This window comes from Streptomyces sp. NPDC054765 (genome assembly GCF_053612065.1).
Genome location: NZ_JBSHBP010000057.1, coordinates 21,691 through 42,045, shown reverse-complemented (window position 1 = coordinate 42,045; position 20,355 = coordinate 21,691). Strand labels below are relative to the sequence as shown.

17 protein-coding genes are annotated in these 20,355 nt (G+C 70.3%); 4 read left to right on the top strand and 13 right to left on the bottom strand.

The window, feature by feature from the left end; all coding sequences use genetic code 11:
• Positions 1 to 423: 423 nt before the first annotated feature.
• On the bottom strand, positions 424 to 1,422 hold the full coding sequence (locus ACWGJY_RS28785) for a methyltransferase (RefSeq protein WP_453263781.1): 999 nt from the start codon (positions 1,420 to 1,422) through the stop codon (positions 424 to 426).
• Entirely contained in the window at positions 1,409 to 2,080 is a 672-nt protein-coding gene (locus ACWGJY_RS28780; RefSeq protein ID WP_453263780.1) for a DUF6875 domain-containing protein, read from the bottom strand. Before ACWGJY_RS28780 ends, ACWGJY_RS28785 begins: the two co-directional genes overlap by 14 nt.
• Positions 2,081 to 2,492: 412 nt before the next feature.
• Between ACWGJY_RS28780 and ACWGJY_RS28775 the strand changes: the two genes are divergently transcribed.
• From ACWGJY_RS28775 to ACWGJY_RS28760, 4 genes are all read left to right on the top strand, one after another.
• Entirely contained in the window at positions 2,493 to 3,818 is a 1,326-nt protein-coding gene (locus ACWGJY_RS28775) for a sensor histidine kinase (protein ID WP_453263779.1), read from the top strand.
• Positions 3,815 to 4,471: a response regulator gene (locus ACWGJY_RS28770; RefSeq protein ID WP_453263778.1), complete on the top strand. Its 657-nt coding sequence runs from the start codon at positions 3,815 to 3,817 to the stop codon at positions 4,469 to 4,471. Before ACWGJY_RS28775 ends, ACWGJY_RS28770 begins: the two co-directional genes overlap by 4 nt.
• Positions 4,472 to 4,653: 182 nt before the next feature.
• A complete protein-coding gene (locus tag ACWGJY_RS28765; protein ID WP_453263777.1) occupies positions 4,654 to 5,613 on the top strand; it encodes an ATP-binding cassette domain-containing protein in 960 nt (319 codons plus the stop codon).
• Positions 5,610 to 6,440, top strand: coding sequence for an ABC transporter permease (locus ACWGJY_RS28760; RefSeq protein WP_453263776.1), 831 nt, complete (start codon positions 5,610 to 5,612; stop codon positions 6,438 to 6,440). The genes ACWGJY_RS28765 and ACWGJY_RS28760 overlap by 4 nt, the downstream gene beginning before the upstream one ends.
• Before the next feature lie 58 nt (positions 6,441 to 6,498).
• On the opposite strand, the gene ACWGJY_RS28755 is transcribed toward ACWGJY_RS28760, so the two are convergent.
• From ACWGJY_RS28755 to ACWGJY_RS28705, 11 genes are all read right to left on the bottom strand, one after another.
• The gene (locus ACWGJY_RS28755) at positions 6,499 to 7,704 is read right to left on the bottom strand and encodes a DUF6545 domain-containing protein (protein WP_453263775.1); all 1,206 of its coding nucleotides are present in this window, start codon (positions 7,702 to 7,704) and stop codon (positions 6,499 to 6,501) included.
• Positions 7,688 to 8,023, bottom strand: a complete 336-nt coding sequence (locus ACWGJY_RS28750; RefSeq protein ID WP_453263774.1) for a hypothetical protein — start codon at positions 8,021 to 8,023, stop codon at positions 7,688 to 7,690. The genes ACWGJY_RS28755 and ACWGJY_RS28750 overlap by 17 nt, the downstream gene beginning before the upstream one ends.
• A gap of 228 nt (positions 8,024 to 8,251) precedes the next feature.
• Positions 8,252 to 8,653, bottom strand: a complete 402-nt coding sequence (locus tag ACWGJY_RS28745) for a hypothetical protein (protein WP_453263773.1) — start codon at positions 8,651 to 8,653, stop codon at positions 8,252 to 8,254.
• 326 nt (positions 8,654 to 8,979) lie between these two features.
• Positions 8,980 to 11,094 (bottom strand): BTAD domain-containing putative transcriptional regulator, encoded by a 2,115-nt coding sequence (locus ACWGJY_RS28740; RefSeq protein ID WP_453263772.1) that lies wholly within the window; start codon positions 11,092 to 11,094, stop codon positions 8,980 to 8,982.
• Between the two features lie 1,002 nt (positions 11,095 to 12,096).
• The gene (locus ACWGJY_RS28735; protein WP_453263771.1) at positions 12,097 to 13,077 is read right to left on the bottom strand and encodes a TauD/TfdA family dioxygenase; all 981 of its coding nucleotides are present in this window, start codon (positions 13,075 to 13,077) and stop codon (positions 12,097 to 12,099) included.
• A 5-nt stretch (positions 13,078 to 13,082) separates the two neighbouring features.
• On the bottom strand, positions 13,083 to 13,289 hold the full coding sequence (locus ACWGJY_RS28730; protein ID WP_453263770.1) for an MbtH family protein: 207 nt from the start codon (positions 13,287 to 13,289) through the stop codon (positions 13,083 to 13,085).
• Positions 13,290 to 13,353: 64 nt separating this feature from the next.
• Positions 13,354 to 14,343: a 2,3-diaminopropionate biosynthesis protein SbnA gene (gene sbnA / locus ACWGJY_RS28725; RefSeq protein ID WP_453263769.1), complete on the bottom strand. Its 990-nt coding sequence runs from the start codon at positions 14,341 to 14,343 to the stop codon at positions 13,354 to 13,356.
• A 40-nt stretch (positions 14,344 to 14,383) separates the two neighbouring features.
• Positions 14,384 to 15,421, bottom strand: coding sequence for a 2,3-diaminopropionate biosynthesis protein SbnB (gene sbnB, locus ACWGJY_RS28720; protein ID WP_453263768.1), 1,038 nt, complete (start codon positions 15,419 to 15,421; stop codon positions 14,384 to 14,386).
• Between the two features lie 22 nt (positions 15,422 to 15,443).
• Positions 15,444 to 16,454: a TauD/TfdA family dioxygenase gene (locus tag ACWGJY_RS28715; RefSeq protein WP_453263767.1), complete on the bottom strand. Its 1,011-nt coding sequence runs from the start codon at positions 16,452 to 16,454 to the stop codon at positions 15,444 to 15,446.
• A 55-nt stretch (positions 16,455 to 16,509) separates the two neighbouring features.
• Positions 16,510 to 18,720: a non-ribosomal peptide synthetase gene (locus ACWGJY_RS28710; RefSeq protein WP_453263766.1), complete on the bottom strand. Its 2,211-nt coding sequence runs from the start codon at positions 18,718 to 18,720 to the stop codon at positions 16,510 to 16,512.
• A 175-nt stretch (positions 18,721 to 18,895) separates the two neighbouring features.
• Positions 18,896 to 20,260, bottom strand: a complete 1,365-nt coding sequence (locus tag ACWGJY_RS28705) for a class II 3-deoxy-7-phosphoheptulonate synthase (protein WP_453263765.1) — start codon at positions 20,258 to 20,260, stop codon at positions 18,896 to 18,898.
• Positions 20,261 to 20,355 lie beyond the last annotated feature (95 nt).

The window sequence follows — 20,355 nt, the reverse complement described above, 5'->3', positions numbered from 1 at the left end:
CCTTCGAGTGCCGACCAGCCCCCCCGCCAATCTGTTCCGCTCTGCCCTCCCCCACCCGCCTGGGTAGGGGGCCCCAGCGGGCCTGGGGTGGGGGGCCGCCACCCCCCGCCCCCACGCCCATGGCGAAGCATCACCGCTCAACGGGAATGCCGCATTCAGTCCTGGATCACCGAGCCCACACGGACCAGGTACGACGCTCCCGGGCACGGCCGGCTCGGCGTCTTCGCGTTACCGGCCCACGGCCCGTAAGCGGTGGACTCAACACCCCGGGTATCCGTGCACACGATCTTGACCGGGTGTGCAGCCGCGGATGCCGCGGGCGCCGCGAGAACACCCGCGGCGACAACAGCGGCCGCGACGGCGAAAACCGCTCCGGCTCTCTTCCTCGCCTTTTCCCCATCGCGGGAAAACCGAAGCCAGGAATCACCCGGCACGGCCCAGCACCACCGCCGAGATCTCGCCGGCTCCGTGGTGGACGTGCCGCAGCGTCAGTCCGGCACGACCGGCCAGCTCGGCCCATTCCTGCCGGGTTCGTTCCCGTCCCCCGGTCATGGCCATCATCCACATATCGCCCATGCGGCGCGTATCCGGACCGGACTCGGCCAGCACCCTTTCCAGCAGGATGAGTTCACTGCCCGGAATCATGGCCTGGGCACAGCGCCGCAGAATCGACGCGGACTCGTCATCGGACCAGTCGTGCAGCACACTTCCGAGCAGATAGGTGCCATGGCCCCGGGGAATTCCCTGCTGCATGTCGCCCGCCTCGGCCGAGAACCGGTCCCCGTAGCGGCGCAGCATTTCCGGTGGCATCAGCCCGATGACTTCGGGCAGGTCGGTGAGGGTGACCCGGAGGGTTTCGCTGCCCTCCAGCAGGAGTTCGCTGAGCCCGCCCGTACCACCCGCCAGATCCACGACGTCCTCGGCGCAGCGTCCCAGGAGAAAAGGAAGCAGGGAGCGGTACATCTGCCCGGCACGCATCCGCATGTGCTCGTGAAAGGTGGCGAGCGCATGGGCGTCGCCGCTCATGCTGTCGAAGATCCGGATGCCGTTGGCGAGTTCATAGCTGGGGCGGCCGCCGCGCACCGTCTCGGCGAACGGGCCCCAGGCCGTGAAGAGGGCGTTGTCGGAGAATTCGGCGCGCAGGCTGCCCGGCTGGTCGGACCGCAGGAGCGTCCCGGCCGGGGTGAGATGTACCGTCCCCGCCCCGTCGACCCGGAAGATGCCCAGTGATTCCGCGGCCCGGACGAGACGCGACAAGCGCATGGCGTCCGTGCCGAGGGCAGCGGCGATCTGCTCCACGGTGCTGCCTCCGGGCGGCACACGGTCGGCGACGCCGAGCGCACAGACGGCGTGGAGCACCCGGCTCGGCGCCACGTCGAAGATCTCGGCGAGCCGCCGGCGTTCCTGGTCAAGCGTATTCACTGACGTCCCTCTCCGCCTCGGCGCGGGCCTTCTCGTAGATCTCGCCCCAGGGCCCGGCCGTTCCCTCGCCGAACAGCCCGTGCCACACCCGCAGATACGAGAGCCGTTCCGCCGCCGGAATCGCGGGGAAGGTCAGAAAGAGGATGTCGGTGACCACCATGGCGCGGACCGCGAGCACCGGATGAGGGCTGACCAGCGGACGGAAGGTATCGCTGTGGATTCCCGGCATCGGATGGCCGGGGTAGAACTCACCCACCATCTTGCCGGCCGCGACGGCTTCCGCTTTCAGTTCCTGCTGGACGTCGAGAATCCGCTCGCGGCACACCTCGGCGGGCGCCCCCACCGGGACCATGACGAAGGCGTTGTACACACTGTCCGGCGCGCTGCGGTCCCCGAGCCGCGACAGCGCGGAACGGGCGGTGGTGGCCAGCCGCCCCGGTCCGCGGGTCCCGCTGATGTCCACGGAACTGAGTGCGGTCCGCCCCAGTTTCAGGGACTGCTCCATGAAGGGGCACACCGCGCCCTTACGGCCGAGACCGGGATGCGCACGGGTGAGAAAGGAGCGAAGCCAGTGCGCGATCTCGGTAAGGATTTGCGTGTCGTCCTGTCCGTACGACTCCAGGACGATGTCCGACGGATCGTCGTGGCCGAGAGACATACACCCCCACCTCCCTGTGCCCGGCGGAGCCGAGCACCGAGGAGAAATCCCTGGAACATCGGTCTCCGCGAATGAGAAATTGCCTGCCCACCGGTCCGGCAGTTCGAGGACCGGTGACGGCCGGCGGACGGAGGCCCTCGGCGAGGGCCGCGAGCATCGAAGTCCGCGTCCCGTGCACGGCACCGGGCGGGAGCGGAGGGGCCGTTGGGCCTCCCGCGCCCGCGTACCTGCCGGACGCGGCGGACCACGGGATCCACCGGTGACTTCACGCTTCGCCGGGTGGACGCTAGGGGCCGGCCTTATCGCGGGACTATCACCCCCTTAGCGGGCGCCGCCGGCAGCGCCCCGGGCCGGCCGGAACGCGGGCGCTTCACCGGCTCGGGCGGCGGGGACGCCTCCGTACGATGGGCCGGTGATACCGGACACCGAGAGCCCGCCGCAGCGCTCACCCCGGCGGACCGGCGGCGCGCGGCCGCTCTCCGCCTCCACCCTGCGGGCGCTGCGTCATGACTTGTTCGCCCTCTCCGCCCGCCCCGCGCCGTTCCTGCCCCGGGTGCGCCACCGCGTACTGCGGAAGCTCCTGGTCGTGCTCGCCGTGTTCTTCGCGGTGGATCTGGCGGTACCGAACGCCCTGGCCGTCTCCGACCGGCTGGATCTGATGTGGGCGGGCGCCGCGGCCCTCGCCTGCGCCCAGGCCGCGCCGGTCGTGCTGGCTCTGGTGCGGCCCATGGCGGCCTGGTGGCTGTCGCTCGTGGCGACGCTGCCGTACGGGATCGGTCTGGCCGCCATGGGCGCCGCCGCACCGGCCGATGCCCCATGGCCCTGGACGGAGACCGGGCTCATCACGCATCTGACCGTCACGCTGATCGTCGCCTGGCGGGCCCAGCCCCGGGTGTACCTCACCCAGTGGCTGCTCACCGTGCTGGTCGGCGGGCTGCTGACCGCTGTGCTCACCCCGGTGTCCGACGACAACGACCTCTTCCTGCTCGCCCTGCTCTCCGCGTTCGGGCTGGCGGTCACCGCGGTGGTGCGCGGGCGCAGCGAGGCCGAGCACAAGTTGCGGGAGCAGGAGGTCCTCACCGAGTTCGAACGGACCCGGCGGGCCCTGCTGGAGGAGCGCACCCGCATAGCCCGCGAGCTCCACGACGTCGTCGCCCACCACATGTCCGTGATTGCGGTGCAGGCGGAAGCGGCGCCGTACCGGGTGACGGACCCGCCCGCGGAACTCAGCGACAGCTTCGCCAGCATCAGGGGGAACGCGCTGGCGGCCCTCACCGAGATGCGGCACATCCTGGGCATGCTGCGGTCGGACGAGCAGCCCGGGGACGGCCGGTTCACCCCCCAGCCGACGCTGGAGAACATCGGGGAGCTGGTGGACAACGTCCGGGCGGCCGGACTGCGTATCGAGTCGGTGGTCTCCGGTACGTCCCGGCCGCTGCCCCAGCGCGTGGAGCTGTCGGCGTTCCGGATCGTCCAGGAGGCACTGAGCAACGCGCTGCGCCATGCCCCCGGCTGCCAGGTCGAGTTCGAGCTATCCTACGGCCGGACCGACATCCGCATCCGTGTTTCCAACAGCCCGGCAACCGGTGCGCGGCGTCAGGCGGGGAGGGGACACGGCGTGCTGGGAATGAGGGAGCGGGCTTCCACACTGGGCGGCACCCTGCACATCGGGCCGCGGGAAGACGGCTGGTACGAAGTGACGGCCACGCTGCCCACGAACGAGGGGGAGCGGGCATGACGATCCGCGTACTGGTCGCCGACGACCAGACCATGATCCGGGAGAGTTTCGGCATCCTGCTCAACGCCCAGCCCGACATCGATGTGGTGGGCGAGGCGGTGAACGGCGAGGACGCGGTCCGGCAGGTCGGTGAGCTCGCCCCGGACATCGTGCTGATGGACGTACGGATGCCGGTGCTCAACGGCCTGGAGGCCACGCTCAGGATCACCGAGGGCAACCCCGACGTCAAGATCATCATTCTCACCACCTTCGACTCGGACGAATACGTCTACGAGGCGCTGCGGGTGGGCGCGAGCGGCTTCCTCCTCAAGGACTCGTCCGCCCATCAACTCGCGGACGCGGTACGGACCGTGGCCCGGGGCGGAGCCCTGCTCGCGCCGACGGTCACCAAGCGTCTGATCGAGGAATTCTCCCGGATGCACACGCCCCGTCTGCGCAACGAGCGCGTCGCGGACCTCAGTGAGCGCGAGACCGAGGTGCTCCGTCTGATAGCCCAGGGTCTGTCCAATGCGGAACTCGCCGCGCGCCTGGTCATCGCGGAACAGACGGTGAAGACCCATGTCAGCCGCATTCTGGTGAAGCTCGGCCTGCGCGACCGTACGCAGGCGGCGGTCTTCGCCTACGAGGCGGGCCTGGTCGTCGCGGGGCAGTGAGCCCCGGCCCGTAGCCGGCGCCCTCGCGAGAGCCCGTGGAAATCGGCCGATACACAGGCGATAAGCGCGCTTCCTAGCATCGCCCGCACCGATGCTGTCGAGACTGTCCCGGGAAGGCGTCACATGCTCACTTCTGGTCTTTCAACGGGGCCCCTGGGCACCGGCCCCGTCCGGGCCGCCCGATGACCGCCGCGATCGAAGTCGAGGATCTCGTCAAGGAGTTCGGCTCGTCACGGGCCGTGGACGGGGTCACGATGGAGGTGCCGGCCGGCAGCGTGCTCGGCCTGCTCGGGCCCAACGGGGCGGGGAAGACCACCATCGTCCGGATGCTGGCCACGCTGGCGCGCCCGGACGGCGGCCGGGCGCGGGTCGCGGGGTTCGACGTCGTGGCCGAGGCCCACCAGGTCCGTGGGCGGATCGGCCTGACCGGGCAGTACGCGTCCGTGGACGAGACCATTCCGGGCTGGGACAACCTCTATCTGATCGGCCGGCTCCACCGGCTGCCGGCCCGGCGCGCGAAGGCCCTGGCCAACGAGTTGCTGGAGCGGTTCAGGCTGACCGATGCCGCCCGGAAGCTGCCGCGCGACTACTCGGGCGGTATGCGCCGGCGGCTCGATCTGGCCGCCAGTCTGGTCGGCGAGCCCGAGGTGCTCTATCTGGACGAGCCCACCACGGGCCTCGATCCGCGCAGCCGCAACGAACTGTGGGACATGGTGCGGTCGTTGGTCGGCAGGGGGACCACGGTCCTGCTCACCACGCAGTACATGGAAGAGGCCGAAGCCCTCGCCGAGAACGTCGTGGTGATCGACCACGGGCGGGTGATCGCCGAGGGGACCCCCGCCGAGCTGCGGGGCAGGATCGGCGGTCAGGTGCTGCGCATCAGGCCGGACCGCGGCGCCGATCTCGCCGAGGTGACACGGCAGCTGACCGGCACCGGCGGCCGCACCGCCGTCGCGGACCCGGTCGAAGGACTGATCACCCTGCCGGTCGCCGGGCAGGCGGACCTGACGGCCGCGGTGCGGATGCTCGCCGCCTCCGGAGTGCCGGTCGACGCCATCGACACCCACACCCCCAGCCTCGACGAGGTCTTCCTCACGCTCACCGCGGGCAACCCGGCCGACGACACACGGAGAACGGCATGACCGCCGCACTGCTCGCCCCACCCGGCCCGGACACCGAGCCGGGGCCCTCCCGGTCCCGGGTCGGCGTACGGACCGCCGTGGGCCAGTCGCTGGCCATCGCGCGGCGCAATCTGGTCCAGATCAAGCACGATCCCTCACAGCTGCTCGACGCCACCCTCATGCCGATGGTGTTCACGCTGGTCTTTGTGTACGTCTTCGGCGGGGCGATCGGCAAGGGCCAGGCGGACTACCGGCAGTACCTGATCCCCGGCATCATGGTGCAGACCGTCAGCTTCGCCGCCCAGGTCACGGGCACCGCGCTCAACCTGGACTTCAGCAAGGGAGTCATGGACCGCTTCCGGTCCATGCCCATCGCGCGCTCCGCCGTGCTGTCCGGCCGGATCCTCGCGGACGTGTGCCGGCTGGCCCTCGGCCAGGCAGTCATCCTGGCCTTCGCGTTCCTCATCGGGTTCCGCGTCCGCACCGATGTGCCGGGCGTACTCGCCGCCGTGGGTCTTCTGGTGCTCTACGGCGTCGCCCTGTCGTCGATCGCCGCGTATATCGGTCTGGTCATCCGCAGCCCCCAGGCGGTCCAGTCGGTGGGCTTCCTCTGGATGATCCCGCTGCAGTTCGGCAGTTCGATGTTCGCCCCGCCGTCGACCATGCCGGGCTGGCTCCAGGCATTCGTGGAGGTCAACCCGACCACGCTGGTGGTCGATTCCTGCCGGGGGCTGCTGGTGGGCGGGCCGGTGGCCGGGAATGTGTCCGGGGCGCTGCTCTGGATCGGTGGTCTGATGCTGCTCTTCGTTCCGCTGGCGGTACGCCAGTACGGGCGCCGCACCCTCTGAGGCGACCGGACGGCCCGCGCCGACGGGCGGCGAGCCGGGGTGCGCGGGTCGCGCCGGGCTACCGGCGGGCGGTCGGCGAGGCCTGGTGGCGGACGTCATCGGCGAAGGCACGGACGCGTCGCGACCGGAGGGTTCTGTGGAGCCGGAGGAGATGGCCGATCTCGCGGTACATGGTGGAGTCGTCGGCCAGCACCTGCGGCAACAGGCCCTTGTCGGCGCCGAGATGACGCTTGGCCAGGCCCGCCATCGCATCGCGCCGGGTCGCCTCGATCCAGCAGGCGGTGGCGAGCAGCCTCCCACGCCCGGGGGCTCCGGTGCCGGCCGCACACCGCCGTGCCTCCCGCAGGAGCCGTGGCGATGCCCAGCCGTCGTGCAGATACGTGATGCTGTCACGGATGTCGATGACGCGCTGGTGGAGTTGCTCCCATGCGTGGGAGAAGTCGAGGAGATCCGCACCTCGCGAGCGCGGCTTCACCACCACGAGCTCCGGTGTCGCCTGACGGAGCAGCAGCCACAGACCGCGCAGCCGTTGTCTGCGGTGCCAGTGCACAAAGGCCTTCATCGGCGGTTCCAGGGCGGCGAGCGAACAGCCCAGCGCCACCAGGACGAAGCGCGCGAAGGAGCACCAGAAGCCGGTCAGGGCAAGCTCCGGCGAGCCGTCGGGAGTGATCCACCTGACCGTCCGCACCATCACATACGGCACCTCCGCACTGGTGCCGAGGGCGAGCGCCAGCACGCTCAGGCGCAGCACGGGCCTGCACAGGGTGAGGCCGTGCTTCCAGAAGAGGACCCCCGCTCCCACCGCGGTCAGCAGGCCGTAGGCGATCCAGGCGGCCATGTAGCCGGTCCACCATCCGCGGGCCTGCGCGCCGAAGCGCTCGGCCGCGGGCGTCACGGCGAAGAAGAACAGGGCCAGCGCGGCCATGGTGGCGCCGCTCACCCACGGAGCGCGGCGCAGCCAGGGCGGCACGGCGCACCCCGCCGTGTGCAGCCGTATCGCGAACCACCAGACGGCCGCGAAGTCCGTGAGCGCCACAAGAGCGACGGCGAGTTCACCGGCCTTGGCAGCTCCGGTGGTGCGATCGATCCACTCCCCCACCGGGGCCTGAAGGACCAGCGACCCCGCCGCCAGCGCCATGAGGACGTACCAGACGGGACGCCGCCGTGGATTCCACAGTGCCGGAATGCGCAGGACCAGCACGGACCACACGACGAGGAGCAGAACACCGCGCACCGTCTCGACGACATCAGGCGCGTCGAGCACCGGTGGCCCCCAACAGCTCCTGCGCCCGGCTCTCCACCGCGCTGACTCCCTTGTGCCGCATGCGACGGGCGCGTTTCAGCACCATGGCGGAGAAGGTCTCCGCGATTTCCTCTTCGGTGGTGTGGCAGGGCAGGACCTGGCCGCGGACGGCGGGGCCGGCAGAACGCGTGGCCGGCAGATCACCGGGGGCCCTGCCGTGGCCGGCGAGCATATGGCAGATCTCGTGCAGGATGATGTGGTCCCGGTAATACCCGGAGACCGCAGCGGCATAAAAGATGTGGTCGCTTTCCCCGTCGTCGTACCAAAAGCCGGACGGCATGGCAGGTATGTCCGCCGGATGCAGCGTCAGGGATCGCCCCCGTGACCTTTGCAGTGCGCGGCACAACTCTTCGACGTCCCACGGCTGGGGAAGATCCGGAAGTCTCAGGACGAGCTTCCTCGCGATCGCTCGCACGTGCTTCCTGGCGATGGAATCGCTCCTTCTCGACCGTGGGCACCGTCGGCTCATCGCTCCCCGAGGGACTGTGCGGACATGCCGCGCTGCGGGCTACCCGGCGCCGCCGCCTCTTTCCTCCTTGACCATCTGAATGGCCTTTTCGATCGCGGCCAGTTCATCCGGCTGCAAGGAGGAGAAGCGGAAGGCCAGCGTCTCCCACCGGTGCTCCCCGTCAGTGGAGGGCCGGGCGGCGGGGGGAACAAGGCGGGCGGGCGGCAGTTCGAAGAACCGCGCGAGCATCTCCCGCGTCTTGTCCGTGATATTGGGTGCCTCACCCTTGAGGATATTGTGCACATGACTGTGCGAGATCGTGGCACTGTCATTCGCTTCACGAATAAGCTGGGTGAGCTTCCTGACGGAGGGGACATTCCCCCGGCCGTACTTTTCCTCCAACAGGCCCCAGACCGCACTGGCCAGCCAGACTCCGGGAGCGTCGTCCGACGCCGTGTTCATGCTCGGCGACCTCCCGTCAAGCCTCTGCATGTCCATGCGAGTGTACATGGCAGGTAAAGAGAGAGGAATGGCCCGATACTTCGGGAAAAATAATGAAGCATCTTGATGCTTGCCCAGAACGGCCCGGCCGGGGACAACACGCAGAGCCCGCCGGGCCTTTCGGCGGGCCGGACGGGCGAAGTAAAGACGGCGTTCCGCGACAATCTCGCAGGTCACACGGGTGGCCGAGGAGCGGTCACGGGGCACCCGGACCCTGGTCATGACGCAGGCCCACGCGCCGTCGCCGGCCGGATGCCGGTTCGGGACGGCGCGTGGGCCAAAACCACTCAGCTGTGCTGACAGGCGACCGCGGGCCGGACCACCAGCTCGGTCAGCTCCCGGCTGATGTCGTCCATGCCGCACCGGGCGGCCTGGTCGATCACGGAGATCAGGGCGAGCCGCTCGGCCTCGAACCAACCGGACGGCGATGCCGTGAGCAGGCCGAGTTCCGCGGCGTCCATCGGACCGGACGGGGCCGGCGCCCCGAAGAGCGCCTGCGCGCCGTGGCCGGGGCCGAACTCCCGCCCGCTGCCGGCCGAGCGGCGTGCGTGCCCGGCGACGCAGAGCCAGCCGCGGAAGGCACGGTGCAGGGCCTCCCGTTGCTCCAGGGCGCTTCCGTCCTCTTCCGCCCGCTCCCTCGCATGGAGCCGCAGCAGGTTCCGGAAGCCGTACCGCGGCTGCCCCGTGGAGTCGAAGCCCACGGTCTGGAGGAGGTGGGCGTCGACCAGGCTCTCCATCAGACCCTCGGCCTTGCGGGTGTCGGTCGCCAGCAGGGCGGCGCCGACCCAGCCGGCGAAGTCCGGGGCATCGAGGAGGCCGAGTCTGCGGTACAGCAGGGCGGCATCGTGCGGCAGCGCACGGTAGCTCAGCGCGAAACTCGACCTGACCTGCGACTCCCCCGAGCTGAGCTCGTCCAGCCGGAGCTGCTCGTTGTCCAGCCGGGAGGCCAGGTAGCCGATCGGCCAGTGCGGCTTGGCGGCCAGCCGGGCTGCGGCGATCCGTACGGTCAGCGGCAGCCGGTCACACAGCTCGACGAGCCGTTCGGCGTCCGTCCTGGCGGCATTGACCCGGTCCTCGCCGATGAACTGCGCCAGCAGTCCGGTCGCCTCCTGCCGGCGCAGCACGTCCAGATGGATCCGGAGCGCGCCGTGCCGGACCACCAGCTGCTCCAGCAGACTGCGGCTGGTGAGCAGCACACAGCTGCGCGAGCTGCCCGGGATGAGGGCCCGCACCTGGTCGAAGGAGCGGACGTTGTCCAGCACGATCAGCACCCGGCGGTCGGCCAGCACGCTGCGGTACAGCGCCGCGCGCTCATGCGTCTCGGCGGGGATCTCCGCCTCCGGAACGCCGAGGGAGCGCAGGAACCAGCCGAGGACGACGGTGGCCTTGGCGGGCTCGTGGTTCTCGTCGTACCCCCACATGTCAGCGAAGAGGAGCCCGTCGGGGAAGTCATCGGCGGCCTGGTGGGCCCAGTGGACGGCCAAGCCCGTCTTGCCGACGCCCGCGCCACCTGTGATGAAGCCCATGGCCGGCCCTCGGCCCTGCCCTTGGACCAGGGTGTGCAGGCTGGCCAGCGGCACTTCTCTGCCGACGAAGGCCGGGATGTCGGCCGGCAGTTCCAGCGGGGCGGCCCGCGGTGTCTCCGTCGCCTTCTTCGGGACGACAACCGCGGAGGCCATCAGCGAGGGGTCGTCACGCAGGATGGCGTCGTGCAGCTCACGGAGTTCGGGACCGGGTTCGAGGCCGAGCCCCTCGATGAACTGCGCCCGCCCCTCCCGGAAGGTCTCCATCGCCTCCGCCCGGCGGCCGACGCGGTACTGGGCGAGCATCAGGGCATAGCGGGAGCGTTCGCGCAGCGGATGGTCGCGGACCACGGCGACCAGCCCGGGGATCAGGTCAGCGTGGTGGCCCAGCTCCAACTGCGCGCCGACATAGCCGTCATAGCCGGCGAGGCGGAGCTCCTCCAGGCGCTCCATCTCGTCCTCGACCAGGGTTCCGGCGACCCCCGCCAGCGCGGGGCCGCGCCAGAGCGCCAGCGCCTCTTCCTGCAAGGCCGCCGCGTCGGCCGTCCGCTGCTCCTTCGCCGCTTCCTGGGCGTGCAACGTGAGGCGTTCGAACTCGACCGAGTCCACGTAGTGGTTCTCCAGGGCGAGCAGATAGCCGGGGTGCGCCGTGACGATGACTTCGTTGTCACACCCTTCGGCCTTGAACCGTTTGCGGAGTGCGGCGATGCAGATCGCCACCTGCGTACGCGCGGTGGCGGGCGGGCGGCCGTTCCACACCGTTTCCACCAGGGTGTCGACCGAAACGATGCGCCCCGGATTGAGCAGCAGCAGCGCGAGAATGGTGCGCTGCCGGGCGCCGCCGATGGCTATCCTTTGGTTATCCTTGGTTACCTCCAAAGAACCCAGGATATGAAATCTGAGCTGGTCCCCCACTAGTTCCCCCTGCACTGAAAGACCGTGCCTCAACAATGAATGGGGGAGTCACCAGGCCGGGCAAACGGTCCTGACGATGTGACGAGCGGACAGCTTGAAAAGCGGTCCCCAACCCCCGTACCGGATCCGCCGGATTCCCTCCGGCGTCCACGGCAAATGTGCTACAGAGTTCGCCGGGTGCCCGTGACGGCTGGCCGATGGCGCCTGTCACAACCGGACGAACAACAACTGGCAGGCCTGCCGCACCGTATGCCGACGGCCGTCGCCGCACCGGGCGTGCACTGCGTGCGACGCCGGCGAAGATGCTGAAACGTGAACGTCTTGGCTGGTCGAAGGCTCTTCGCCGGATCCCCCGGCAGGTCCTCACCCCGCGGCACACTCGCCCCCGGACCCCCCGTGGGTCCGCCGGCTGTCAAGCCTGACCGTTTACCAGACGGCGGCTCACATCACGGGAACGCATTCTTGGTCTTCATCGCCCACTCAAATTCAGCATGGATCGCGCCACATCTTCCTTCAGCACCGTTCACGCGATGGATTGCGTCACTCAAAGAGGACCAGATCACGGAAGTGCAGCACGCTCGCCCCGTTGCGAACCCCGGTGGTGGATACGGGTTCCCCCCTTACCCCCCGGGTCGCGATGTCGTGGTTAACGCTATGGGAACGACTGTTCTCCGTCAAGTTTGCTGGACAGTCGAGTGGACATTTAAGGAACCGTTCATGGAGCACCGTCCCGGCGTCACGATCCGGCCAACCCGGAAGGGGAAGTACCGGTTCTGCCGACGCGCGCCTGCCGGCTTCTTGGCCGAATCCCCCTCCCGTGCGGCGCATTTTCCCCCACCCCGCACACACCGGAGGAGGGCACCTCCCCCACGACGTCATCCGGTCCGGGGTGAACCGGCCGGCGCGGGCGAAGGCACCCTCCACCGCTGCCCTCCGTGGTGCCGCGGCATCCGCGGCGCCACGGTCCTAGTCGAGCACGTGCCCGTCACCGTCCCGGAGCCCTCTGGAGCGGCGCAGGTCGGTGAGGACGAAGGTGCGCTGCAGCCAGCGGTCCTGTCCGTCATAGCGGGGGCGGAAGGACGTACGGCCGTGCACGGTCACGCGGTTGTCCACGATGGCCAGGTCGCCGGGGACCAGCCGGACGGTCTGCGCAGTACGGTCGAACAGCTCCTGCAGTTCGGCCATGGCCTCCTTGGCCCGCCGGGTCCTCGGTTCGGTGGCCGCCAGGTCCACGCAGATGTCCGGGTCCTCAACGGCCCCGCGGAGCACCGCATGCGGCTCGGCCCCCGCACCGTCCAGGCCGAACGAGGGCGGCGGCGCCGTGACGAACTCCTTGCTGAACAGCGCCTGCCGGGACTCCTCGGTCAGCAACGGCAGCACCTCCCGGATGCACGCCGTACGCAGACCCGCCACCCGCTCGTGGTCGGCGCGCAGACACAGCAGCATCACGAAGTCCGGACGGTGCGCGTGGAACGCGTTCTCGGTGTGGAACGTGAGCAGCACCGAGCCCGCGTTGCTCTGGTAGTCCTCCTGTCCGGGCACCGGGACCACGTCCTGGACGATAGCCCCGGTCTTTTCCGGGCGGTAGGCGGCAGGATCCCCCAGACCGCTCGCGACCATGGCCAGGACCGAAGCGGACACGGTGGCGTCGCGCTGCACGGAACCGGGCCTGCTGGGGGTCGGCGGCAGCGTCGCCCCGCCCACCGGCAGACCGTGGATCAGCATCGTGCCGGTGGGTCCGGAGTCCTTGCGGAACTCCCGGAGTCCACCGGCCAGTTGGGCCGGCAGGTCGGACCAGGACCGGCGGGCGCGGGCGAGCCAGGCGGGGTCGTCCACCCTCTCGCCGGGTGCGGACAGCTCCTGGGCCACCCGCTCCGTCAGCAGCGCCTCGTCGCCGTCCACCGTCAGGGTCACCGGCCGGGCGCCGGTCTCCACTGTCAACGTCATGCCGATCAACCCATCGCCTCGACGACACTGCGCGGACGCATGTCGGTCCAGTGTTCGGAAATGTAGGCGAGGCTCTCTTCGTGCCCCGCCTCCTCGTTGGCCACCCGCCAGCCGGCCGGGACCTCGGCGAAGGCCGGCCACAGGGAGTACTGGTCCTCGTCGTTGACCAGGACCAGGTAGCGGCCTTCGGGGTTCTCGAACGGATTGGTCATCGTGTGTCTCTTTCTGCAGTACCGGTTCCGCTGCGGCGCGGAGGGATGAGGAGCCGGCGGAGCGTCACGCCGGTTCGGCGATCGCGGATTCGTCCAGGTCGATCGCCTCGGATCCGTACATGTGACGGACCCAGTTGGACTGGTAGACCGTGTCCAGATAGCGCTCGCCCAGGTCGGGGGCGATGGCCACGGCGGTGATCCCCTCGCGGTCGGGGGCGTGCTCGGCGAGCCACTGCGAAGCACCGGCGACGACCGTCCCGGTGGAGCCGCCGAAGAGGAATCCCTGACCGACCAGCCGGCGGCAGGCCCGTACGGTGTCGATCTCCCGGACCTGCACCACCTGGTCCACCAGGGACTCGTCCAGCAGCGGCGGGCGCACCCCGGCCCCGAGGCCGGGGATCATCCGGGGCGCGGCCGGCCCGCCGAAGGTGACCGAGCCGACGCTGTCGACCGCGACGATCCGCACGGCGGGCCGGTGCTCGTCGAACCAGCGTGCGCACCCCATCAGCGTCCCGGTGGTACCGGCCCCGACGAAGAGCACATCGAGCGCGGGGAACCGTTGTGCGATGTGCGGCGCGGTCAGCCGGTGGTGCGCCCGCCAGTTGTTGGCGTTGAGGTACTGGTTGAGCCAGACGTACCGCTTGTCGCTCGCACACAGCCGCTGGACGTGCGCGAGCCGTGCGCCGAGGAACCCGCCCTCGGGGTCGGGCTCGTTGAGGGTGTGCACCTCGGCGCCGAGCGCTTCCATCATCTGCTTGGTCGCCAGGTTGCAGCGGCTGTCGGTGACGCACACGAACCGGTAGCCCTTGCTCGCCGCGATCGTGGCGAGCGCGACCCCGAGGTTGCCTGACGAGGATTCCACCAGGACCGAGCGGCTGGTGAGCAGACCCGACTTCTCGGCCGCCTCGACCATTTCCAGGGCGGCCTTCTGTTTGATGGAACCGGCGAAGTTGAACCCCTCGCACTTGAGGTAGAGGGGTACCCCGATGGAGGACCGCAGATCTACGTAGAGATCGTCCTCGTTGAACTCTTGCGGAGCCGAGATAATCGGCACAGTACCTCCCGCATACGCGCTGTTGGAGGATGCGGACCACTCAGCCGTATCGACGCATCTCATGGAAGAAGTCCTCGACGACCGGCAGTTCCCCGGCGGCGAGCACGGTGTCGTAGACATGCTTGCCGACGGCCAGGTCGAGCACCCCGAGCCCGAACGGCGAAAAGATCACCGGGCGGCCGGCGGCCGGGGTGAGGCGGCCGGCGAGCACATCGTCGAGGGTTCCGTCGACGAAGTCCCGGTGCCCGAGCCGCTGTTCGGCCAGGTGGAGCGAGGTGTCCGCCTTGAGGCAGTGCTCCACGTCATCGACGATGTTGGCCGCCGAGAGCACCACCTCGGCGGACAGATCGCGCAGTGACACATGCAGCACGACCGGGTGGTGCGAAAACCAGCCGGGGTCGGTGACGTGCGGTGTGCCCGCGGTCGTCGCGAAGACCAGCAGGTCACTGTTGCGGACCAGGTCCTCGGCGCTCTCGTGCACGGTGATCCGGCCGGCGCCGCCCGTCGCGTCCTTCAGATACGTGGCGAACCCGCCGGCGTACTCCGCGGACAGGTCGAACACGCCCATCTCGTCGAAGGACCAGTCGGTGCCCGCGAGGTACTGGTGCACATAGCGGGCGATCAGCCCGACGCCGAAGAAGCCGATCCGCCGCGGGCGTTCACGGTGGGCGGTGAGCCGGTCGGCGGCCAGCGCCGCGGAGGCCGCGGTGCGGGTGGCGCTGATGATGGAGCTCTCCAGGCACGCCAGCGGATAGCCGGTGTCGTGGTCGTTGAGGATGAGGACGGCGGAGGCCCGGGGGATCCCGGCGGCGACGTTCTCGGGGAAGCTGGAGATCCACTTCATCCCGTCCACCCGCACCTCGCCGCCGATCGACGCCGGCAGGGCGATGATCCGGGAGGTGGGGCGGTCCGGGAAGCGCAGGAAGTAGGAGGGCGGGTTGACGGTGTCACCCGCGCCATGGGTGCGGTAGGCGGCTTCGATCAGATCGACGACCTCGCGGTGCCGGCCTTCGAGGGCGCGGTGCACCTGGCCGCCGGAGATCACGGCGAACGAGGGCGCCGGGGCGGAACGGGACATCAGGACTCCACAGTTCAAGAGGTCAGGGACGGACGTGCCCGGCGAGCCGGACCGGGTTGCCGAAAATCACCACGATGTCGCGGGCGCCCTGGTACGGCTCGCGGCTGTGTGCCATCCGGAGGTTGTCGACGAGCAGGACGTCCCCGTCCTGCCACGGCTCGCCCACGGTGGCGTCGCGGTAGGCCGCGTTGATCGTCTCGACGGTCTCCCCGGTGAGGGGCGTCCCGTCGCCGTACGCGGTGTTGAACGGGAGGCCCTCGGGGCCGTAGAGGTCGACGAGGTACTCGCGGATCATCGGGTCGAGGGTCCGCTCGTTCAGGAAGGCCACCTGGTTGAACCAGACCGGGAGGCCGGTACGCGGGTGGTCGACCACGGCGGAGCGGCGCTGCCGGGTGCGCAGCCGGCCGTCCGGCAGCCACTCGTGCTCCAGGCCCGCCCGTGCGCAGTACGCATCGACCTCGGCCGGGTCCTCGGTGCCGAACGCCTCTTTCCAGGAGACACCGATGTCGTGGTACATGCGGGTGAGCAGCCAGCCGTCGCGGGCGAAGGGGGCCACCAGGCCGTCGGGCAGCGCCTTGAGGACCTCCTGCGAGTCGGCGACCGCGGTGCGGCCGCCCCCGTCCGGAGCCGTGAGGCAGCCGAAGAGCAACAGGCCGGGCACCTCGGAGGCGTAACTCAGCTCGTGGTGCATGCACATCGGCTCGTCCGCGGGCCATTCGGAGGACGAGTAGACGCCCTCGGCACGGGAGCGCCGCGGGGCGAACCGCTCCCGCTCGGTCATCCGCGCCAGGCCGAGCGCGGTCGCGACCGCCGCCACCTCGTCCGCCGAGCTGACGCCCAGGCCGCGCAGCAGCACGGCGCCGTGCTCGGCGACCAGGTCATGGACGGCGCCGCGGTGATCCTGCGCCCAGCCGGCCGCGGTGCCGCCTTCGGGCGCCGCGCGCAGAACCGGCAGACCGGCGGGGTGCGGGGCCGGGCCGCCGGCGGCGGGCGCGGCCATGGCGGGTGAGGCGTGCACGGTGTGGGAACTCATTTTCTCTGTCTCTCTCGGTGGTTTCCTCGCGGGGCGGGCACGGACGGCCGTGCGGTCAGCCGGCGCCGCCGGTGCCTTGCGGCTCCCGGGCCGGCTGCTCGGCCGCCTTCCGCTCCAGCAGCGCGGCCACGTCGGCGACGGTCGGCGTGTGGGCGAGTTCCTTGACCGACACCACCCGGTCCAGGGCGATGGCCAGCCGGATCGCGGTCAGTGAGGTGCCGCCGAGTTCGGCGAAGCGCGATCCGCGGCCGATGCGCTCCGGCGGCACCTTGAGGAGGCCTGCCCACAGGGCGGCGACCCGCTGTTCGGCGGCGGTCGCCGGGGCCTCGAACCCGGTGCTGCCGGCTGCCTCTTCCGCCTCGGCCGCCATCCGGACCAGGGCCTTCTTGTCGATCTTCCCGTTGGCGGTGAGCGGCAGGTCGGTGTCGTGGTGCAGGTGCTGCGGCACCATGTATCCGGGCAGTACCCCGGCCAGCGCCTCGCGTACGGCCTCGGGGCCCACGTCCGCGGAGCCGGTGTAGTAGCCGACCAGACAGGGGCGTTCGGAGGTTCCCGCGGTCACCACCGCTCCGTCGCGGACGCCCGGCACCTGGAGCAGCCGGTTCTCGATCTCGCCGATCTCGATCCGGAATCCGCTGATCTTCACCTGGGAGTCCCGGCGGCCGAGGAACTCCAGCGTCCCGCCGGGCAGCCACCGCCCGAAGTCGCCGGAGCGGTACAGCCGCTCCCCCGGCCGGTGCGGATCCTGCCCGAAGGCGGCCTTGGTGCGTGCTTCGTCGTTGATGTAGCCGCGGCCGACACAGACGCCGGAGAAGACGATCTCGCCGGGCACCCCGAGCGGCACCGGCGAGAGCCGCTCGTCGACGACGTACACCCGTACATTGCGGATCGGCTTGCCGAGCGGCACCGAGCGATGGCCGGGTACCCGGTCCATGACCTCGTGATTGGTGTCGTCCGAGGTCTCGGTGAGCCCGTACGCGTTCACCAGCAGCACACCGGGGAAGGTGGCGAACCAGCGCTGGACGAGTTCCTTCTTGAGGGCTTCACCGGTGACGGAGACACAGCGCAGGCGGGGCAGAGCCCGGGGGCTCTCCTCCAGGGCGGACAGCACCACCTCCAGGTAGGAGGGGACCAGCTGGGCGACCTGCACGCCCCCGTCGGCCAGGGTGTCGAGGAACCTGCGGACGTCCAGGACGACTTCCTGCCCGATGATCCGGGTGGTGCCGCCGACCAGCAGCGCGGAGACCAGCTGCCACAGCGAGATGTCGAAGCACTGGGGGGCGGTCTGCGCGACCACCTCGCCCTCGTCGATACCGAGATCCTCGATCTTGGCCAGCAGGTGGTTGAGGAAGCCGTTGTGCTCGCACATCGCGCCCTTGGGCTCGCCGGTGGAGCCCGAGGTGAAGTAGATGTAGGCGAGTTGGCCGGCGGCCACCGCAAGGCCGGGGTCGTCCTCCGGCCCGTCCTGTGCCAGCAGGTCGTCGAGGTAGGACAGCTCCACGCCCTCCCGGCCGTCGAGCGCGCGGGCCAGGTGGGGCACACCGCGCGCGGCGAGTACCCACCGGCTCCCGCTGCGGGTCAGGACGGTGGCGATCCGGTCGGCCGGGAAGTGCGGTTCGAGCGGCAGATAGCAGCCGCCCGCCTTGAACACCCCGATCACGGCGGCCAGCCACTCCAGGCTGCGCTCGGTGACGACGGCGACCACGTCCTCGCCCCGCAGCCCCCTGTGGTGCAGCGACCAGGCGATCTTGTTGGCCCGGCGGTTCAGTTCCCGGTAGCTCCACCGGTGCTCGCCGAGGACAGCCGCGACCGCCTCGGGGTGACGGCGCACCCGCTCCTCGAACAGCTCGTGGAACCGGCGGTCCGGGAGGGGGCGGACCGGGCCGGAGAAGTCCTCGAACTGGACGGTGAGTTCGGCCGGCGACAGCAGGCTGCGCGAGTGGTGCGCACCGTCCGGGTCCCCGGTCAGCGCCCGCAGCGCGGTGAGCACATAACCGGCGACCCGCTCGGGGCTCACCCGGTCCTGTGCACCGACGCCCTGCCACGCCCGGAGGGCCTCGGCCCGGCCGTCCTCCGTGGCCACCCGGCCGATCAGCTCGCGCCAGGTGCCCTCGCCGGCCGACGAATCGTGGAAACCGGCGACGACCCCCGCCACCATGGACCGGGCGGCGAGCCGGACGGTCCCGGCGTCGACCCCGGACTCCCGGGCCACCCGCTCGACGGCGTCGGCGACGTCCGCGGGTATGACGGGGAGATACCCAGCCATCGGTTTGCCGTCGCCCTGACTTCCTGCGCTGCCCACCACGAGCGTTGCACCCCACACCGGATGTCCGTCGGATCGTGAAATCGGCGGCCGATTTCACGCTTGGTGGAAGGGAAGCTAGGAGGTCTCTTTATCGATGGATTATCGAGACCCTTTGCTCACACCGATACCTGGTGTCTCACCAGCACGGGGAGCATCTCCCGGCATGGAGTGGATCAAGGAGCATCTCGGCGGCGCGGAAGGCGAGTTCGAGCGACTGACGGTGGTTCAGGCGCGGGTCACAGGCCGTCTCGTACCGTCGGTGCAGATCCTCCACCAGGATGTCGTCGCCCCCGACGCACTCGGTGACGTCGTCGCCGGTGAGTTCGACATGGAGCCCGCCCGCGTGCGTGCCCAGCGCGCGGTGCACCTGGAAGAAGCCCTGGACCTCGTCCATCAGGGCGTCGAAGCGGCGGGTCTTGTGGCCGCTGGAGGCCACGAAGGTGTTGCCGTGCATCGGGTCGCAGACCCAGGCGACCACCGCGCCCTCGGCCCTGACCTTCTCGACCAGGGCGGGCAGCCGGTCGCGGACCCGCTCGGCCCCCATCCTGACCACGAAGGTCAAACGGCCCGCCTCATTACGGGGGTTGAGCCGGGCCGCGTAACCGAGAGCCTCATCGGCGGTGGCGCCGGGGCCGAGCTTCACGGCGACCGGATTGCGGACGCGGGAGAAGTAGTCGACGTGCGCACCGTCCAGGTCGCGGGTCCGCTCGCCGATCCACAGCAGGTGGCCGCTGCCGGCGTAGGTGTGCCCGGTCCCCGGGTCGGTGCGGGTCAGCGCCTGTTCGTAGTCGAGCAGCAGGCCCTCGTGGCTGACGAAGAACTCGACGGCGTGCAGCTGCTGGGAGGTGACCCCGCAGGCTTCCATGAAACGCAGCGAGCGGTCGATGTCGTCGGCCAGTTCCTCGTAGCGGCGGCCGGCGGACGAGTCGGTGATGAAGTCCCGGTTCCAGTCCCGGGCGTGGTGCAGGCCCGCGTAGCCGCCGGTGGAGAAGGCACGCACGAGGTTGAGGGTTGCCGCCGAGGACTCGTACATGCGCAGCAGCCGCCGTGGATCGGGGCGGCGTTCGGCCGGGGTGAAGCCCAGGCCGTTGACCGCGTCACCCCGGTAGGCCGGCAGGGTGACCCCGTCGCGGGTCTCGGTCGGCTGCGAGCGCGGCTTGGCGTACTGGCCCGCCAGCCGGCCGACCTTGACCACGGGTACCGAGGCGCCGTAGGTCAGCACCACGGCCATCTGCAGCAGCGTCCGCAGCTTGCCGTTGATCGCGTCGGCGGTGACGCCGGCGAACGTCTCTGCGCAGTCGCCGCCCTGCAGCAGGAAGGCCTCACCACGGGCCACCGCGCCCATCCGCTCCCGCAGCCGCTCGCACTCCTCGGCGAAGACGAGTTCGGGGAGCCGGGAGAGCCCGGCGGTGACCTCGCCCAGCAGATCCGGGTCGGGCCACCCGGGCTGCTGGGCGGCCGGCCGGGAAGGCGCGGTGGCGCAGGGGCGGGATTCCGTCATCGGGGGGAGATTCATCGCGGCCTTTCGCGGAGAGAGGGCGGCTCCGGCGTCCGGGCACGGGGTCCGCGCAGAGCATTCCAACCGTGTCCGCGGAA

Bases quoted from the DNA above. Each gene is read 5' to 3' on its own strand.
- ACWGJY_RS28780 (WP_453263780.1), bottom strand. From the start codon at position 2,080: ATGTCTCTCGGCCACGACGATCCGTCGGACATCGTCCTGGAGTCGTAC.
- ACWGJY_RS28770 (WP_453263778.1), top strand. From the start codon at position 3,815: ATGACGATCCGCGTACTGGTCGCCGACGACCAGACCATGATCCGGGAG.
- ACWGJY_RS28765 (WP_453263777.1), top strand. From the start codon at position 4,654: ATGACCGCCGCGATCGAAGTCGAGGATCTCGTCAAGGAGTTCGGCTCG.
- ACWGJY_RS28760 (WP_453263776.1), top strand. From the start codon at position 5,610: ATGACCGCCGCACTGCTCGCCCCACCCGGCCCGGACACCGAGCCGGGG.
- ACWGJY_RS28750 (WP_453263774.1), bottom strand. From the start codon at position 8,023: ATGCCGTCCGGCTTTTGGTACGACGACGGGGAAAGCGACCACATCTTT.
- ACWGJY_RS28745 (WP_453263773.1), bottom strand. From the start codon at position 8,653: ATGAACACGGCGTCGGACGACGCTCCCGGAGTCTGGCTGGCCAGTGCG.
- ACWGJY_RS28735 (WP_453263771.1), bottom strand. From the start codon at position 13,077: ATGACGTTGACAGTGGAGACCGGCGCCCGGCCGGTGACCCTGACGGTG.
- ACWGJY_RS28730 (WP_453263770.1), bottom strand. From the start codon at position 13,289: ATGACCAATCCGTTCGAGAACCCCGAAGGCCGCTACCTGGTCCTGGTC.
- sbnB (WP_453263768.1), bottom strand. From the start codon at position 15,421: ATGTCCCGTTCCGCCCCGGCGCCCTCGTTCGCCGTGATCTCCGGCGGC.
- ACWGJY_RS28715 (WP_453263767.1), bottom strand. From the start codon at position 16,454: ATGAGTTCCCACACCGTGCACGCCTCACCCGCCATGGCCGCGCCCGCC.
- ACWGJY_RS28710 (WP_453263766.1), bottom strand. From the start codon at position 18,720: ATGGCTGGGTATCTCCCCGTCATACCCGCGGACGTCGCCGACGCCGTC.
- ACWGJY_RS28705 (WP_453263765.1), bottom strand. From the start codon at position 20,260: ATGACGGAATCCCGCCCCTGCGCCACCGCGCCTTCCCGGCCGGCCGCC.